Source organism: uncultured Demequina sp., assembly GCF_913055775.1.
In the GTDB taxonomy this organism is placed as follows: domain Bacteria; phylum Actinomycetota; class Actinomycetes; order Actinomycetales; family Demequinaceae; genus Demequina.
Genome location: NZ_CAJXJX010000060.1, coordinates 1 through 16,140, shown reverse-complemented (window position 1 = coordinate 16,140; position 16,140 = coordinate 1). Strand labels below are relative to the sequence as shown.

The following is a 16,140-nucleotide window of genomic DNA, read 5'->3' as shown; positions in this document are numbered from 1 at the left end:
CCCGCGGATTTGTCCGTCTACGACGGCGAGGTGGTCGGGATCGCCGGCCTCCTGGGCTCGGGGCGCACGGAGCTCGTGCGCCTGCTGTACGGCGCCGACCGCGCGGACTCGGGATCGATCGAGCTCGACGGCGACGCCGCCCGCATCCACAACCCGCGGCAGGCGATGGGACACGGCATGGCGTTCTCGTCCGAGGACCGCCGCGCGGAGGGGGTGGTCGCGGATCTCACCGTCGCCGAGAACATGATCCTGGGCGTCCAAGCCCAGCGCGGATGGCTCAAGCCCATCCCCAAGGCCGAGCGCGACGCGATCGTGGGCGAGTACATGACCGCGCTCGGCGTGAGGCCCGCGGACCCGACGATCCCGATCGGCAACCTGTCCGGCGGCAACCAGCAGAAGGTGCTGCTGGCGCGCTGGCTCGCCACCCAGCCCGAGCTGCTCATCCTCGACGAGCCCACCCGCGGCATCGATGTGGGCGCCAAAGCGGACATCCAGCGCAAGGTCGCCGAGCTCGCAGCCCAAGGTCTCTCCGTCATCTTCATCTCGTCGGAGCTCGAGGAGGTGCTGCGCATCGCGCAGCGCGTCGTCGTGATGCGCGACCGCCGTCACATCGGCGATCTCGACCCGAGCGACATCGACATCGATGGCCTCATCGACTACATCGCCAACACCGAGGAAGGGAGCGTGGCCCGATGAGGCTCGTGAAGCACCGGCTGTTCTGGCCGGCGGCGGCGCTCGTCACGCTGCTGATCGTCAACGTGGTCGCCAACCCGAACTTCGCGCGCATCACCGTGCGCGACGGCCAGCTCTACGGAGCCCTCATCGACATCCTGCGCCAGAGCGCGCCGCTGATGCTGGTGGCGCTGGGCATGACGCTCGTGATCGCCACGCGCGGCATCGACCTGTCGGTGGGAGCCGTCATGGCGGTGTCGGGAGCGGTGGCGCTCACCATCATCGACAGCCCGTCCTCCAACCCCAACAGCCTGGGCACCGTGCTCATCGCGATCGTGGTCGCCGTCCTGGTGGCCCTGGTCCTGGGCGCCTGGAACGGCTTCCTGGTCTCGGTGCTCGGGATCCAACCGATCATCGCGACACTCGTGCTGATGCTCGCCGGCCGCGGCGCCGCGCTGCTCATCACTGACGGATTCATCACCACAGTGAACTCGGACCCGCTGTCCTTCATCGCGAGCGGCTACCTGCTGATCCTGCCGTTCGCGTTCTTCGTGTGGCTCGCGTTCGTCATCATCGTCGGCGTGATCGAACGCAGGACCGCGCTGGGCATGCTCACCGAGGCGGTGGGCATCAACCCCGAGGCCAGCCGCCTGGCCGGTGTCAGGTCGCGAGGCATCATCTGGACGGCCTACATCGCCTCCGGGACCCTGGCGGGCATCGCCGGCGTCATCTACGCCGCCAACATCAAGGCCGCCGATGCCAACGCGGCCGGCTACCTCATCGAGCTGTACGCGATCCTCGCGGTCGTGCTCGGCGGCACGAGCCTCATGGGCGGCAAGTTCTCGATCGCTGGCACCGTGATCGGCGTGCTGACGGTGCAGGCGCTCGACTCGACCATCCTGTTCCTGGGCGTCCCGCCCGCGCAGAGCCCGGTGTTCTTCGCCGTCGTGGTGATCCTCGTGGTGCTCGTGCAGTCGCCCCGCGTGCACCGCTGGGGCCGGTCGGTGGGCGCTCGGTTCCGCCACAGCGACGGGGAGGCCGATGCGCCCAGCAGCCCCGAACGTCAGAAGGAGGTCGCGCGATGACCGCCATGGAGACCGCTGCACCCGCGAAGAAGGGGCTCGGCGAGCGCGTGGGCACCTTCACCAACCGCCACGCATCGGTGCTGCCGACGTTCGCGGCGATCGCGATCCTGATCCTGCTCCTCGTGGGCGCAGAGCTGTACTTCGGCAACTTCCTGACGCCGCGCAACATGTCCGCGCTGCTGCTCGACAACGCCTACCTGATGATCCTCGCGGTCGGCATGACGTTCGTGATCGTCACGGCGGGGATCGACCTGTCCGTCGGATCCGTCATGGCGTTCACCGGAATCTTCGGCGCGAGCCTGCTGTCGAGCGGCGTGCCGGCCGTCATCACGATTCCGGTCATGCTGGTGTCGGGGGCGCTGATCGGCCTGCTGATCGGCGTGCTGGTGCAGCACTTCAACGTCCAGCCGTTCATCGCCTCGCTCGCCGGACTGTTCCTGGGGCGAGGACTCGCGTTCGTGGTGAGCCTGTCCTCGATCCGGGTCGAGGACCCGGTCGTGCTGTGGCTGCAGTCGACCCGCATTCGCATAGGCGACTGGTACATCACGCCCACCGGCATCCTCGCGCTGCTCGCCGTCGCGGTGGGTGCAGTCGTGATGCACAAGACCCGATTCGGCCGCACGGTGTATGCGGTCGGTGGGTCGGAGCAGTCCGCGCGACTCATGGGCCTCAAGGTCCCCCGCACCAAGGTCATGGTCTACGTGATCTCGGGCCTGTGCGGCGGCCTCGCGGGTCTGGTGCTCACGGCGTACTCCGGCGCGGGCTACCCCCGCAACGGCATCGGCACGGAGCTCGATGTCATCGCCATCGTCGTGATCGGCGGCACGCTGCTGACGGGCGGACGCGGCTACGTGCTGGGCTCGATGATCGGCGTGTTCGTCTACGGCACCATCAAGACGATCATCTCGTTCATGGGAGCCGAGCAGTCGTGGACGCACATCATCGTCGGGCTCCTCCTGCTGCTGTTCATCGTCGTCCAGAGGGCGATCGTCGCCCGCTCCGAACGCGGAAGCTGACCTGAACCACCCGCGCAGGCTCTCCTCCGCCGCGCCTCGTCCGTGCCAAGATGACGGCGTGGACGAGGCGCGGCCGCTGGTGGAGCTGACTGGCACGACCGTGCGCTTTGGAGCCACGGTCGCGCTCGATCACGTCGACTTCCGGATGTTCCCCGGCGAGGTGCACTCGCTCATGGGCGAGAACGGCGCGGGCAAGTCGACCCTCATCAAGGCTCTGACCGGGGCTCTGACGCCCGACGCCGGAACCCTGATCCTCGACGGCGAGGCGCGCGCCTTCCACGGCCCGCACGACGCCCAGGAGGCGGGCATCAGCACGGTCTACCAGGAGATCGACCTGCTGCCGAACCTCTCCATTGCCGAGAACATCCTGCTGGGCCGCGAGCCGCGGCGGCTCGGCATGATCGACGGCCGGGCGATGCGGGAGCGGGCTCGGGTGATCCTGCACGACCTGGGCCTCGACCTCGATCCGGCGGCGCCGCTGGGAACCCATTCGCTTGCCGTCCAGCAGCTGGTGGCGATCGCGCGCGCCATCTCTCGCGACCTCAAGGTCCTGGTTCTGGACGAGCCGACATCGAGCCTCGACCTCGACGAGGTCGCGGAGCTCTTCCGCGTGATCCGCGACCTCAAGGAGCGCGGCGTCGCGATCCTGTTCGTCAGTCACTTCCTCGACCAGGTCTACGAGATCTGCGACCGCATCACGGTCCTGCGCGACGGCGCGCTCGTGGGCGAGTACCTCACCACCGAGCTGCTCCGCATCGACCTGGTGCAGAAGATGCTCGGCCGCGAGGCGTCGTTCTTCAAGGCGCGCGAGCGAGTGGAGGAGGCGATCGGCAGCGAGGTCGCCTTCCTGAGCGCTCGCGACCTCAGCTCCGGCGCCGGGATCGTGGGCGCCAACGTCGACGTGGCCGAGGGGGAGGTGCTGGGGCTGGCCGGGCTGCTCGGGTCCGGAAGGACCGAGCTGGCAAGGGCGCTCACCGGGGTCGACCGGCCCGATGCGGGCATCATCCGCATCGAGGGCGAGGCTCACGCGCTCGACACCCCCCGCCAGGCGCTGTCGCTGGGCGTCGTGTACTCGTCGGAGAACCGGCGCTCCGAGGGCCTCGTGGGGGACATGTCGATCGCCGAGAACATCGCGCTCGCCCTGCAGGCGCAGCGCGGCGCGCTGCGCCCGCTGAGCGCCACCAAGGTGCGCGAGCTCGCCACGAGCTGGGTCGAGGCTCTGGACATCCGTCCCGCGGACGTCGACGTCCCGGTGCGCAACCTCTCGGGAGGCAACCAGCAGAAGGTCATGCTGGCGCGCCTGCTCGCAATCTCGCCGCGTTTCATCGTCCTCGATGAGCCCACCCGAGGCATCGACGTGGGCGCCAAGGTCGAGATCCAGAACCTCGTGGGGGAGATGGCGGACAACGGCCTGTCGGTGGTGTTCATCTCCGCAGAGCTCGAAGAGGTGCTGCGCGTGGGTGACCGCGTCGCGATCCTGCGTGACGGTCACATCGTGGAGACGGTCGCCTCCGCAGACGTCGACGTCGACTCGCTCATGGCGCTCGTCGCCCGACCCGATCTGCCGGAAGCGTGACGGGCGACTGATGGCAGACGACAAGCAGCCGCGCGCCGCCAACATCTTCGACGTCGCCCGCCTCGCGGGGGTGTCGCACCAGACGGTCTCGCGTGTCATCAACGGCATGACGAACGTCCGGCCCGCCACGCGCGAGCGCGTGGAGAGCGCCATCGCGCAGCTGCGCTACAGCCCCTCGCCCGCGGCTCGCGCGCTGGTCACCCGCAGGACGCGCACGCTCGGCTTCGTGAACCCAGCGGTGTCGTCGCACGGCCCGACGTCGATCGCGATGCACTTCACCATGGCGGCTCACGCCGCGCGCTACTCGGTCGACACGATCTCGACCGCTCCCGGCGACCCGGGAGCCGTGCGGGCGGCAGTCGAGGCGCTGCTGCGCCAGCGCGTCGACGCGATCGTGGTGCTGGTCGCCGAGGCGAGCGTGCTCGAGCTCGTGGGAGGGCTCGACCTGGGCATTCCGCTGGTGATCGCCGGCTCGGCCGAGACCCGCAGCCCGCACCTCGTGTCGATCGACCAGTTCCGCGGAGCCCGATCCGCCGTCCAGCACCTCGTGGACCTGGGCCACGAGCGCATCCTCCACATCGCCGGGCCGGCGTCCGCGCCGGACGCCACCGAGCGCGTGCGCGGCTGGCGCCGCGAGCTGGCCACGCATCGGCTCGAGGTCGTCGACCCGTCGCACGGCGACTGGACGGCCGCGAGTGGCTACCGCATCGGCTCCGAGCTCGAGATCGCGCCCGACAGCGCGATCTTCGTCGGCAACGACCAGATGGCGATCGGTGTGCTCTCGGCGCTGCGCGAGCGTGGCCTCCTGGTCCCGGACGACGTCTCGATCGTGGGCTTCGACGACATCCCGGAGGCCGGATACCTGTACCCGCCGCTGACGACCGTGCGCCAGGACTTCGAGGCGCTCGGCCGCATGATGCTGCAGAAGGTCCTGGTATCGCTCGAGGAGCAGGGCGAGATGGCGTCGGACACGCCTCTGCCCACGGAGCTCATCGTGCGGCGCTCGACGCGCGCCCTCGACGCGGACTGAGCACGCGCTCCTCTTTCTCGCGCGACGCTCACGCTCCACCAGGATCCGCTTGCGTTCCGGAATCCACACTGACGCTCCACTGCAGAGCCCCATGAGCGGCTCCAGAACCTGAGCGCTGCAGTGGAGCGTCAGCGTGGAACTCGACCTGGTCCGGTACCCCAGTGGAGAACCAGTGTGGATGTCGGGCGCCCCCGGCAGGACTCGAACCTGCAACCTACGGCTTAGAAGGCCGTTGCTCTATCCATTGAGCTACGGGGGCCCGGCGCCCGAGCGCCTGCCACCAGGGTAGCCGCGAGCGGCCCACGCCCTGGCGCACGGGGACCGGGCGCCGCGCGTCGTGCCTCGCAGACGTGGGGACGCGGCGGCCCGGCGGCGGCGACGGTGGGCTCGAAGGCGGTAGCCTAGGCAGGGCGGAAGCCGCCTACGCCGTGCGATACAGGAGGGACCGCAGGGGATGACCATCCGGCCGATCAAGACCTGGTCGTACCCTGGTGCGCTTCTCGACGCCCTGGTGGACACGCGCTCCGTGGTCGCGGACCTGGAGTTCCCCATCCCACTGGGCGACGCCGAGGACACCGAGCGCCTGCGCGCGCACATGGTCGAGCAGCTCGATCACCACCTCATCCCGCGCGTGCGCGAGGAGGCGTCTCCTGCGATCGTGGTGGTCGCGGGATCCACCGGCGCGGGCAAGTCGACCGTGGTGAACGCCCTGCTGGGAGAGCAGCTGACCGCATCGGGCGTGCTGCGCCCCACCACCAAGATCCCGCACGTCTTCCACCACCCGCTCGATGCCGACGTGCTCAGCACGATCGCGCAGGAGGCGACGGTCATCGCGACCGAGGCCGTGCCGCGCGGACTCGCCCTGATCGACTCGCCGGACCTCGACTCGGTGCGCGGCGAGAACCGCGACATCGCCGAACGCCTCCTCGAGGCCGCCGACCTGTGGATCTTCGTCACGACCGCAGCCCGCTACGGCGACGCCGTGCCGTGGGACGCGCTGCGGCGGGGCTCCGAGCGCGGCGCGTCGATCGCGATGGTGCTGAACCGCGTGACCGTCGACGTCGCCGCGCAGGTGCGGCGCGAGCTGGTTGCCCGCCTCACCGACGAGAACCTCGAGTCGCTGCCGTTGTTCGTGATCCCCGAGGACACGGAGGGCGGCCTCAACCTGCCGCGCGACGTGGTGGGTGGCCTGGGCCGCTGGCTCGACGGCGTCGCCGCCGCGTCCGCGGAGACGATCGTGGAGCGCACCATGCATGGCGCGACCGAGACGCTCAAGGAGTGGCTCGAGAAGCTCGCGGAGCGCATGGACGATCAGGCGGCCGCCGCGAAGGAGGTGCGCGCCGAGGTCAGGCGCTGCGCCGCGCAGGCCGAGCACGCCGGAGGCGACGCCTGGTACGAGGAGATCAGCACGGGATCCCTGCGTGCGCGGTGGGAGGCCGCGCGCGGCGAGGGCGGGCCGCTGCACAAGATCCGTCACAGCGCGTGGGCGCGTCGGCGCTCGGCCCGAGAGCAGCGCGACGCCGTGCTCGCGGAGATCCGCGCGGACCTGCTCGAGGCGGTCGAGGCGACCCTCGCATCGGCCGCCGCCGACGCTTCCGACGCCATGGTGGCCGCCCTCACCCACGGCGACGAGTCCCCGGGCCGGTGGCTGGCCGCCCAGAGCGACCCCCGCGAGGCGCGCGCGGTGCGCGACAGGCGAGCGGCCGATGCGACGAGGGCCTGGCTCACCAAGGTCGCCGAGCAGGCGATGCGCATCCCGGGCGCGTCGAGGGGCGCCGAGGTGATCGGCGAGGAGGGCGTCGCGATCGCGCTCGCGAGCGCCGCTCTCGGGGTGCCCGAGGCACGCTCCCTCCTGGGCACGCTCGTGACGCCCGCGCTGGGCGACGCGGTCCACCTCGCGCAGGCCGAGCTCACCGGCGCCCGCCGCTACTGCATCAACCGCGAGGCGCTCGACATGATGAAGCCCACGGACGTGCCATCGCTGCTGCCCGAGACCTCGTCCGTGGTGCGGTTGCGGCGAGCCGAGCTCAGGGGCCTGATGTGACCGTCCAGTTCGAGCACGTCGCCCCGCGCGACGAGACCACGGCGCTGCGGGAGCGCGTGGACCGGCTGCGCTCCTCGATGGAGTGGGCCTCGGACGCGATCCCGAGCGACGTCCGCGAGCAGGTGGAGGCGACCATCCGCCGGTGCGACGAGCGCCTCGCGATGGGCGTCGACCACACGGTGATCGCGATCGCCGGCGGCACCGGTTCGGGCAAGTCGAGCCTGTTCAACGCGATCGCCGGGCGCGAGTTCGCGGTCCCGGGCGTCGCCCGCCCCACGACCTCCGATGTCAGCGCCGCCGTCTGGGGAGGGGGCGCATCGGCCCTGCTCGACTGGCTCGAGGTGCGCGCCGACCGGCGGCTCGAGCGCGACTTCGACCCCCTCGATGCCGAGGACGAGGCGAGTCTCGACGGGCTGGTGCTGCTGGACCTGCCCGACCACGACTCGATCAATCCCGACAACCGCGGCATCGTCGACCGCGTGGTCCCGATGGCGGACCTGCTGCTGTGGGTCGTGGACCCGCAGAAGTACGCGGACCACGCCCTGCACTCGGCGTACCTGGCCACGGCGTCCAAGCGCGACCGCCCGTCCCTCGTGGTGCTCAACCATGTGGACCGGCTGTCGACCGAGGACGCCTGGGCGGTGGCCCGCGACCTGCAGCGCCTCCTCGCCGTGGACGGGATGACGCAGGTGCCGGTGATGCCGGTGTCAGCGCGCACGGGCCATGGCCTCGAGATCCTGAGGGCGGAGCTGGGCGGCGCCGTGTCGGCGCGGACGGTGGCGGCGGAGGCGGTGAGGTCGGACCTCGTGGCCGCCGGCCGTGCTCTCGCCGGGGCGCTCGCGAAGGACGCGGATCCGACTCTGCCGGACCCCGACGAGCTCGTCGCCGCTCTCGCCCGCGTCGCCGGTGTCGACGCTCGGGCCGAGGCCGCGGCCGCGCGCGCCAAGGGTGCGGGGATCGACGATCCCGCGCAGTGGCAGGCGCCGGTCGCGGGCGTGGGGCGCGAGCGGCTGGACTGGATCGATGCCGCGACGGACGGGCTGCCGCCCACGTGGCGCCAGGTGGTCGATGAGGCCGTCGAGCCGGCCTCGGAGCTCGCCCGGCGCATCGAGGAGGCTCTCGAGGACGCGCCGTGGCCGACCATCGATCCGGCGCAGGGGGATCGTGGTGAGCGATATGGCGTACATGCTCCCCACTCTCCCGCGCGGGCCTGCCCCGTCAAGCGCCGGCGAACCGGGCGCGGGTCCGGTTGGCGAAGGCCACAAGCGACAACATCACCGGCACTTCTACAAGAACGCCCACCACGGTGGCGAGCGCGGCGCGCAAGCGTACGCTCGAGACAGGCCGGGCCGCGGTCTCGCAGGCCGTGACCCCCGGTCTCATCGAGCCCACGGAGACCATCCATCAGGCCTACCGGGCGCTCGACGAGCTGACCGAGCTGGAGTGAGCGGCGCCGGGCCCAGGAGTCCGCGGCGCCGGAGGGAGAGGCCCATGAGCACCGACGCCCCGCACGAGCGCGACCTGCCCTACACGGACCCGCACGGGCGCGCGACCGAGGTCGCGGTCATCGGCGCGGGCAACATGGCCGGCGCGATCGCCTGGGCACTGGCCGATGCGCCCGGCAGCCCGCACTTGAGACTCACCACTCGTACGAGCGCTCCGGCCTGGGCGGCCGTCGCGCCCGGGGTCTCGCACGTCGCGCTCGAGCACGATCCGGGGGGCAACGTGGCGGCCGTGCAAGGGGCCGATGCGGTCATCCTGGGCGTGAAGCCCAAGGACATCGTGGCGACGGCTCAGGAGATCGCCGATGCGGTCGAGCCCGGGACGCTGGTGATCTCGGTAGCCGCGGGCGTCACGGTGGCGGACATCGTGGCGGCTCTGCCCGAGCACGCGGTCGTGGTCCGGGCGATGCCCAACACGCCGGTCGCGATCGGGCGCGGCGTCACGGGCGTCGCCGTGGCGCCCGGTGCTCCCGCCGGGACCCTCGAGCGCGTCCGCGCGCTGCTGGCGCCCACGGGGGACATCGAGGAGGTGCCGGAGGAGGTCTTCGACGCCTTTGGTGCCCTCGTGGGAGCGGCGCCCGCCTACACGTACTACCTGATCGAGGCGCTGCGCTCGGCCGCGGCCGATCAGGGTCTCGATCCCGACCTCGCCGCGCGAGCCCTCCCGCGCATCATCGGGGGAGCGGCGGAGTACCTGTCCGTGAGCGGCCGCGAGCCCGCGGACCTGCGCGCCGAGGTGACGAGCCCCGGCGGCATGACGCACGCCGCGATCTCCACGATGGAGGAGCGCGGCGTGCCGCAGACGGTGCGCGACGCGATCGAGGCGGCCATGGAGCGCTCGCGGACCATCGCGAAGGGCTGAGGCCGCCCTTTCACCTCGACCGTCCCCAGGACGCCTGCGATCGCCCTCGTCCACGGAAGCGCGCCCGCGCACTCGACCCGCGCATCGGCCCTCCGCGAGCCTGGCCGCAGCCGCGACGGTCGCGGCGCGAGCCGAGGAGGCGACATGAATGAGCTGAGCATGACGGTGACCGGATGGGTCGCCACCGATCCCAGGATGGTGATGACCCGCGAGGACAAGGGCACGGACATGTGCTCCTTCAGGCTCGCGCAGACCGCGCGGTACTTCGACCGCGCCAAGCAGGAGTGGGCGAACGGCAGCACCGTGTGGTTCACGGTGCGGGTGTTCCGCGACGCCGCCTGGACCGTGCAGAAGTCGGTGGCCAAGGGTCAGCCCGTGATCGTGGAGGGCCGGCTGCGCACCAACGAGTGGACGGACCAGAACGACAAGCTCCACCTCGACCTGCAGCTCGACGCGAATGCCGTGGGTCACGACCTGACCCGCGGGGTGGCCGACTTCACGCGCACGGTGGTCGCGGATGGCGAGCCCGACGAGCCCGAGCCGGGGGTCGACAGCGCGAGCGGAGGCGCCGCCGCCCCGGACGTCGAGGACGATGCGAGCGACGCCACGGACCTCGAGCCGGACGTCGCGCACGAGGACGACGACCGCGCAGCCGTGCTGGCCTGAGCCTCGCCGGACCCACCCCGCGCGCCCGCACCCCCTCGCGCGGCGCGCGGGGTGCCGCGTCGCCTCTCGCCCCCGCCCGCGCATCGGCCCGGCGGGACTCAGCGAACCGCGTAGGCTGGTCTCCGGACATCCCCGAGGGCGCTCAGCGCCCCACGACGACTTCACGGAGCAGCAGTGGCTGAGTTCATCTACACGATGCAGAAGGCGCGCAAGGCGCACGGCGACAAGGTCATCCTCGATGACGTGACGATGGCGTTCTTCCCGGGCGCGAAGATCGGCGTCGTGGGCCCCAACGGCGCTGGAAAGTCCACGATCCTCAAGATCATGGCGGGCCTCGAGGAGCCGTCGAACGGCGAGGCCCGGCTCAGCCCTGGCTACACGGTGGGCATCCTGCTGCAGGAGCCGCCCCTCAACGAGGAGAAGACCGTGCTGGGCAACGTCGAGGAGGGCGTCGCCGAGATCAAGCGCAAGCTCGACCGCTTCAACGCGATCTCGGAGGAGATGGCGAACCCGGATGCCGACTACGACGCGCTGCTCGCGGAGATGGGCACGCTCCAGGAGGAGCTCGACCACGCCGACGCCTGGGACCTCGACAGTCAGCTCGAGCAGGCCATGGACGCGCTGCGGTGCCCGCCCGCGGATGCCGACGTCACCGTGCTCTCCGGTGGTGAGCGCCGCCGCGTCGCGCTGTGCAAGCTGCTCCTCGAGAAGCCCGACCTGCTGCTGCTCGACGAGCCCACGAACCACCTCGACGCGGAGTCCGTGCTGTGGCTCGAGCAGCACCTCGCGAAGTACCCCGGTGCCGTCATGGCCGTCACGCACGACCGCTACTTCCTCGACCACGTTGCGCAGTGGATCTGCGAGGTCGACCGCGGCCGCCTCTACCCCTACGAGGGCAACTACTCGACGTACCTCGAGAAGAAGCAGGAGCGCCTCCAGGTCCAGGGCAAGAAGGACGCGAAGCTCGCCAAGCGGCTGAAGGACGAGCTCGACTGGGTCCGCCAGAACGCCAAGGGCCGCCAGACCAAGTCCAAGGCCCGCCTCGCCCGCTACGAGGAGATGGCCGCCGAGGCGGAGAAGACCAGGAAGCTCGATTTCGAGGAGATCCAGATCCCGCCGGGCCCGCGCCTGGGCAACGTGGTGATCGAGGCCAAGGACCTGAACAAGGGATTCGACGGCCGCACGCTCATCGACGGGCTGTCGTTCTCGCTGCCGCGCAACGGCATCGTCGGGGTGATCGGCCCCAACGGCGTGGGAAAGACCACGCTGTTCAAGACCATCGTGGGCCTCGAGCCGCTCGACGACGGCGACCTCAAGGTCGGGGAGACCGTGCAGATCTCGTACGTCGACCAGTCGCGCGGCGGCATCGACCCCAAGAAGTCGCTGTGGGAGGTCGTGTCCGACGGCCTCGACTACATCAACGTCGGCAAGGTCGAGATGCCGTCGCGCGCCTACATCTCCGCGTTCGGCTTCAAGGGGCCGGACCAGCAGAAGCCCGCGGGCGTGCTGTCGGGCGGTGAGCGCAACCGTCTGAACCTCGCGCTCACGCTCAAGGAGGGCGGCAACGTGCTGCTCCTCGACGAGCCCACCAACGACCTCGACGTCGAGACGCTGGGCTCTCTCGAGAACGCGCTGCTCGAGTTCCCGGGCTGCGCCGTGGTGGTCAGCCACGACCGCTGGTTCCTCGACCGCGTCGCGACCCACATCCTCGCCTACGAGGGCACCGAGGAGAACCCGGCGAACTGGTACTGGTTCGAGGGCAACTTCGAGGCCTACGAGGCGAACAAGGTCGAGCGCCTGGGTGCCGACGCCGCGCGCCCGCACCGCGTCACGTACCGCAAGCTCACGCGGGACTGACGGGTGACGGTTCCAGCCGTCGGCGCCGCGGCGCCTGCGGTGGCCGCGCTCGCCGAGCCGCTCGGCGTCGCGGACTCGGTCGAGCCGTCTCCGGCGCCGTCGGGCACCCCGCTCGACCCGTTCTACCTGGATCCGACCATCTGGCCGGAGGCGCCAGGCTGGCTGTTCCCGTCGATCATGGTGCTGCTCGCCGTCGTCGCGACCGGGGTGGTCGTGCTGCTGGTGATGTGGCGCCGGTCGGTGCAGTTCGACAAGGCGCAGCGCGAGGCGCGCGAGCCCACCGAGTGGGTCGACCTGTCGAAGCTCGACAAGGGCGGGCGCTGGGCGGACGAGGAATCGACCGACCCGCGCACGCGCGAGGACCGCGGTCGCACCAGGCGCGAGGAGGACGAGCCGGAGTAGCCACGTGACCGCTACCGTGGCGCCATGAGCCGCATCCACGTCCCGATCTCGCTGCGCTGGTCCGACCTCGACGCGTACGGCCACGTCAACAACACGGCGATGCTGCGCCTGCTCGAGGAGGCGCGCATCAGCGTGTTCTGGGCCGACGCCGACAACGAGTCCTCGACGGCCGTGCTCGCCGCGGGTCCGGGTGCACCGACCACCACGATCATCGCCGGCCAGCGCATCGAGTACCTGGCGCAGGTGCCGTACCTGCGCAGGCCGCTCGACGTGCAGCTGTGGATCGGATCGCTCGGGGGAGCGAGCATCGAGATCTGCTACGAGGTGTGCTCGCCGGTGGGGTCGGAGGAACCCGTCGTCTTCGCCCGTGCAGCCACGACGTTGGTGCTCATGGACCCTGAGACCCAGCGCCCCCGTCGCATCAGCGCCACGGAGCGAGCCGCCTGGGAGCCCCACATGGACGAGCCCGTCCAGTTCCGGCGCTGAGCCGAGCCACCGCATCGGCCCTGCGCAATCCTCCCGCGCACGCGAAAGCGCCGGCCACCCGCAGGTGACCGGCGCTTCCGTGAAGCAGGAGCGGACTTACGCGGTGAGCGAGTCCACCCACTCCTGGTTGGCGGCGATCCAGTCGGCCACGACCGACTCGTAGTCGCCCGAGTCCGCGCCCTGGAGCTGGTTCTCGAGGTCGTAGAGGAGCTCAGCGTCCATGGTGAAGTTGGACAGCCACTCAGCGGCCTGCGCGTGGTCCTCGGAGAAGCCGGAGCGCGCGTAGGTGACGATGCTCTCGGCCTCGCCCAGCGTGCCCTCGGGGTCCTCGAGGTTCTTGATGTCGAACGCGCCGTAGGCCCAGTGGGGCTCCCACAGGGTCACGACGATGTTCTCACCGTTGGCGAGAGCGGTGTCGAGCTCCGACAGCATGGCCGGGGTCGAGGAGGTGATGAACTCCCAGTCCTCGAGGCCGTAGGTCGGGATGACCGCGTCCTGCGTGGTGGCGGTCAGGCCGGCACCGGGCTCGATGCCCACGATGCGGCCACCGAAGTCGTCGCCCGCGGCGGCGAGGTCGGCGAGCGAGTCGACCGGCGCATCGGCGTTCACCGCGATGGTGAGCGCGGCGGAGTCGAACCAGGCGCCGAGCTCCTCGATCTGGTCGCCGAACTCGTCGATGTACGAGGCGTGGGTGAGCGGCAGCCAGACGTCGGTCACGACGTCGTAGTCGCCGTCGGCGACACCCTGGAACACGACGGCCGGGTCGGCGTACTCGAGCTCGACGGTGTAGCCGTTGTCCTCGAGGATGGCCTCCCACAGGAGCGAGGTCGCGAGCGACTCGTCCCAGCCGTTGAACACGGCGAGCGTCAGGTCGCCGCCCTCCATGGCGTCGTCGGTCGACTCCTCAGTGGTGTCGTCAGCGGCGTCTTCGGTGCCCTCGTCGTCGGCCGACGAGCAGCCCGCGAGCACGAGGCCCGCAGCGGCCGTCACCGCGAAGGCGGTGGCAGTGCGCTTGAACATGTTTCTCCCTTTCTCGGCACAGGGATCTCCGGGTGCCGTGGAAGCACTCCGCCAGTGGGCGGGGTGCTCGCGCCCCGGGTGGGACGCGAAGTCTGTGTGGTGTTGTGGTCGGGTGGGAACGGCCGATGCGGGGGTCCTGTTTGAGCGCTAGGCGCCCGCTGACCCCGGTTCGCGGCGAGCCCCGGCCGCCTCGAGCTCCATAGCGTCGATGCGCGCCTGCTCCTCCTGCTCGCGCCTGAGCTTGCGCTGGCGAGCCCAGTGCGAGTACAGGCCCATGCCCTGACCGAAGGACGCGGTGAAGCGATCCAGCAGGATCGCGAGCACCACGACGGACAGTCCGGCCTCCCAGCCCAGGCGGGCGTTGAGCGCGGAGATCGCCTGCACGACGTCGCCTCCGAGGCCGCCAGCGCCAACGAAGCCGGCGATGACGACCATCGACAGCGACAGCATGATGATCTGGTTGATGCCGGCCATGATCGACGGCATCGCGAGCGGGATCTGGATCTGGCGCAGGATGCGGCGCGGGGTGGCGCCGAACGCTTCGCCGGCCTCGACCACCTCCTTGTCGACGCCGCGGATGCCCAGCTCCGTGAGGCGCACGCCAGGCGCCATCGCGAACACCAGGGTGGCGACCACGCCGGGCGCGACGCCTACACGGAACAGCGCGATCGCGGGGATCAGGTACACGAAGGCGGGCAGCGTCTGCAGGAAGTCCATGATGGGCTTCACGATCTTCGAGACGGTGTCGTTGCGTGCGGCCCAGATACCCAGCGGCACGGCAAGGGCGACAGCGAGGAACGCTGCGACCAGCACGAGCGCGAGCGAGTCGACGGCGTTGTCCCACTGGTCCACGCTCATGATGAACAGCAGGCCCACGGCGGCGCCGATCGCGAACTTCCAGCCCCGTGCGAACAGGGCCGCGATGGCGACGATGGCGATGACCACGAGTGCCGGCGGGGTGGCGAAGACCCAGTCGACGGCGTCGACCATGCCGATGAACAGCTCGCGCAGGAACTCGAAGAACCACGAGAAGGTGTTCTCGAGCCAGTCGAAGAAGCCCTTGACGCCGTACCAGCCGCCGTCCCGCCACAGGTCCTCGAGTTCCCCGAGTGCGGCGTTGGGACGGTCTCCGTAGTAGATCCACTCCCGGGTGTCCTCGTCGAGGTCCTCCCACGGCGCGCGGACGTCGACGCCGCGCTCGCGGCAGTTGCGCAGCAGGTCGCGCTGGCATTCCTCGCCGCGCTCGCCCTGGAAGGGCTTCACCGCGCCGCCGGCGATCGACAGGCTCGGGTCGGGGACGGACTTGTCGAGGTCGATCCCGATGACCCGTCCGAAGCCGCGGCACTTGGGGCAGGCGCCGAGGGGATTGTTGAAGGAGAACAGGGCCGGCGTCGGCGGGCGAAGGGTGAAGCCGGTGGCGGGGTTCTGCCACTTGGAGGAAAACTGCCGGGAAGGGGCGGAACCCTCCTGTCCCGGACGGGAGGAGGATGCCCCCGCCACGATGGAGGCCTCGCCCTTGCCGAGGAGGAAGGCGTGCTCGAGGGCCTCGAGGAGGCGGGTGCGGGTGCGCTTCGACACCGTGAGCCGGTCCTGGATGACGTCGATGGCCGATGGAAGCTTGCCGACTGAAGACGGCCCTTCGTCGGTGCGGTGGACGGCTCCGTCGAGGAGGATGCGCAGGTAGCCCTGCTGGTTGAGGAAGGGGAAGAGGTCTGCGGTCCGGGTGTCGGGCGAGATCGGGACCGGGAAGGTGACCAGGACCTGTTCGCGGTCGAGATGATCGAGCGCCCACGCGGCGGCGGACTCGGGGGAGTCGGGGCGGATCTCCTCGCCGGTCGCGGGGTCGTGGCCGGTCGCGGCCCGGGCGAAGAGGAGCTTGAGGTAGTCGTTGAGCTCGGTGAGCGTGCCGACCGTCGAGCGGG

The 16,140-nt window shown here is 70.7% G+C and carries 14 protein-coding genes, 1 tRNA gene and 1 pseudogene; 12 read left to right on the top strand and 4 right to left on the bottom strand.

The genetic code is table 11. From position 1 onward, the window contains the following. The 5 genes from QZ483_RS07655 to QZ483_RS07635 all read left to right on the top strand — a co-directional run. On the top strand, positions 1 to 696 hold a 696-nt coding region (locus QZ483_RS07655), incomplete at its 5' end, for an ATP-binding cassette domain-containing protein (RefSeq protein WP_297082594.1). Further along, the gene (locus QZ483_RS07650) at positions 693 to 1,757 is read left to right on the top strand and encodes an ABC transporter permease (protein WP_297082592.1); all 1,065 of its coding nucleotides are present in this window, start codon (positions 693 to 695) and stop codon (positions 1,755 to 1,757) included. The genes QZ483_RS07655 and QZ483_RS07650, both read left to right, overlap by 4 nt. Continuing rightward, on the top strand, positions 1,754 to 2,773 hold the full coding sequence (locus QZ483_RS07645) for an ABC transporter permease subunit (protein WP_297082590.1): 1,020 nt from the start codon (positions 1,754 to 1,756) through the stop codon (positions 2,771 to 2,773). Before QZ483_RS07650 ends, QZ483_RS07645 begins: the two co-directional genes overlap by 4 nt. 58 nt (positions 2,774 to 2,831) lie before the next feature. Beyond that, positions 2,832 to 4,349, top strand: coding sequence for a sugar ABC transporter ATP-binding protein (locus QZ483_RS07640; protein ID WP_297082588.1), 1,518 nt, complete (start codon positions 2,832 to 2,834; stop codon positions 4,347 to 4,349). Positions 4,350 to 4,359: 10 nt separating this feature from the next. Further along, positions 4,360 to 5,379: a LacI family DNA-binding transcriptional regulator gene (locus QZ483_RS07635; RefSeq protein ID WP_297082586.1), complete on the top strand. Its 1,020-nt coding sequence runs from the start codon at positions 4,360 to 4,362 to the stop codon at positions 5,377 to 5,379. A gap of 186 nt (positions 5,380 to 5,565) precedes the next feature. On the opposite strand, the gene QZ483_RS07630 is transcribed toward QZ483_RS07635, so the two are convergent. Then, a tRNA-Arg gene (locus tag QZ483_RS07630) sits at positions 5,566 to 5,638 on the bottom strand. A gap of 195 nt (positions 5,639 to 5,833) precedes the next feature. Between QZ483_RS07630 and QZ483_RS07625 the strand changes: the two genes are divergently transcribed. The 7 genes from QZ483_RS07625 (at position 5,834) to QZ483_RS07595 (ending at position 13,198) form a co-directional block, all read left to right on the top strand. Next, positions 5,834 to 7,423, top strand: coding sequence for a GTPase (locus QZ483_RS07625; protein WP_297082584.1), 1,590 nt, complete (start codon positions 5,834 to 5,836; stop codon positions 7,421 to 7,423). Next, the gene (locus tag QZ483_RS07620; RefSeq protein ID WP_297082582.1) at positions 7,420 to 8,793 is read left to right on the top strand and encodes a GTPase; all 1,374 of its coding nucleotides are present in this window, start codon (positions 7,420 to 7,422) and stop codon (positions 8,791 to 8,793) included. Before QZ483_RS07625 ends, QZ483_RS07620 begins: the two co-directional genes overlap by 4 nt. A gap of 121 nt (positions 8,794 to 8,914) precedes the next feature. Then, positions 8,915 to 9,787, top strand: coding sequence for a pyrroline-5-carboxylate reductase (gene proC, locus QZ483_RS07615; protein ID WP_297082580.1), 873 nt, complete (start codon positions 8,915 to 8,917; stop codon positions 9,785 to 9,787). Between the two features lie 144 nt (positions 9,788 to 9,931). After that, the gene (locus QZ483_RS07610) at positions 9,932 to 10,453 is read left to right on the top strand and encodes a single-stranded DNA-binding protein (RefSeq protein ID WP_297082578.1); all 522 of its coding nucleotides are present in this window, start codon (positions 9,932 to 9,934) and stop codon (positions 10,451 to 10,453) included. Positions 10,454 to 10,627: 174 nt separating this feature from the next. Further along, a complete protein-coding gene (gene ettA, locus QZ483_RS07605; RefSeq protein WP_297082575.1) occupies positions 10,628 to 12,310 on the top strand; it encodes an energy-dependent translational throttle protein EttA in 1,683 nt (560 codons plus the stop codon). Positions 12,311 to 12,313: 3 nt separating this feature from the next. Then, positions 12,314 to 12,712 (top strand): hypothetical protein, encoded by a 399-nt coding sequence (locus QZ483_RS07600; protein ID WP_297082572.1) that lies wholly within the window; start codon positions 12,314 to 12,316, stop codon positions 12,710 to 12,712. A 24-nt stretch (positions 12,713 to 12,736) separates the two neighbouring features. Continuing rightward, complete coding sequence (locus tag QZ483_RS07595) at positions 12,737 to 13,198, top strand: thioesterase family protein (RefSeq protein WP_297082570.1); 462 nt, start codon at positions 12,737 to 12,739, stop codon at positions 13,196 to 13,198. 96 nt (positions 13,199 to 13,294) lie between these two features. On the opposite strand, the gene QZ483_RS07590 is transcribed toward QZ483_RS07595, so the two are convergent. The 3 genes and pseudogenes from QZ483_RS07590 to QZ483_RS07580 form a co-directional block, all read right to left on the bottom strand. After that, positions 13,295 to 14,218, bottom strand: a complete 924-nt coding sequence (locus tag QZ483_RS07590) for a glycine betaine ABC transporter substrate-binding protein (protein ID WP_297082568.1) — start codon at positions 14,216 to 14,218, stop codon at positions 13,295 to 13,297. A gap of 147 nt (positions 14,219 to 14,365) precedes the next feature. Then, on the bottom strand, positions 14,366 to 15,310 hold the full coding sequence (locus tag QZ483_RS07585; RefSeq protein ID WP_297082596.1) for a proline/glycine betaine ABC transporter permease: 945 nt from the start codon (positions 15,308 to 15,310) through the stop codon (positions 14,366 to 14,368). Positions 15,311 to 15,400: 90 nt separating this feature from the next. Next, a pseudogene (locus QZ483_RS07580) lies at positions 15,401 to 15,955 on the bottom strand (hypothetical protein); the annotation flags it as partial. Positions 15,956 to 16,140: the final 185 nt, after the last annotated feature.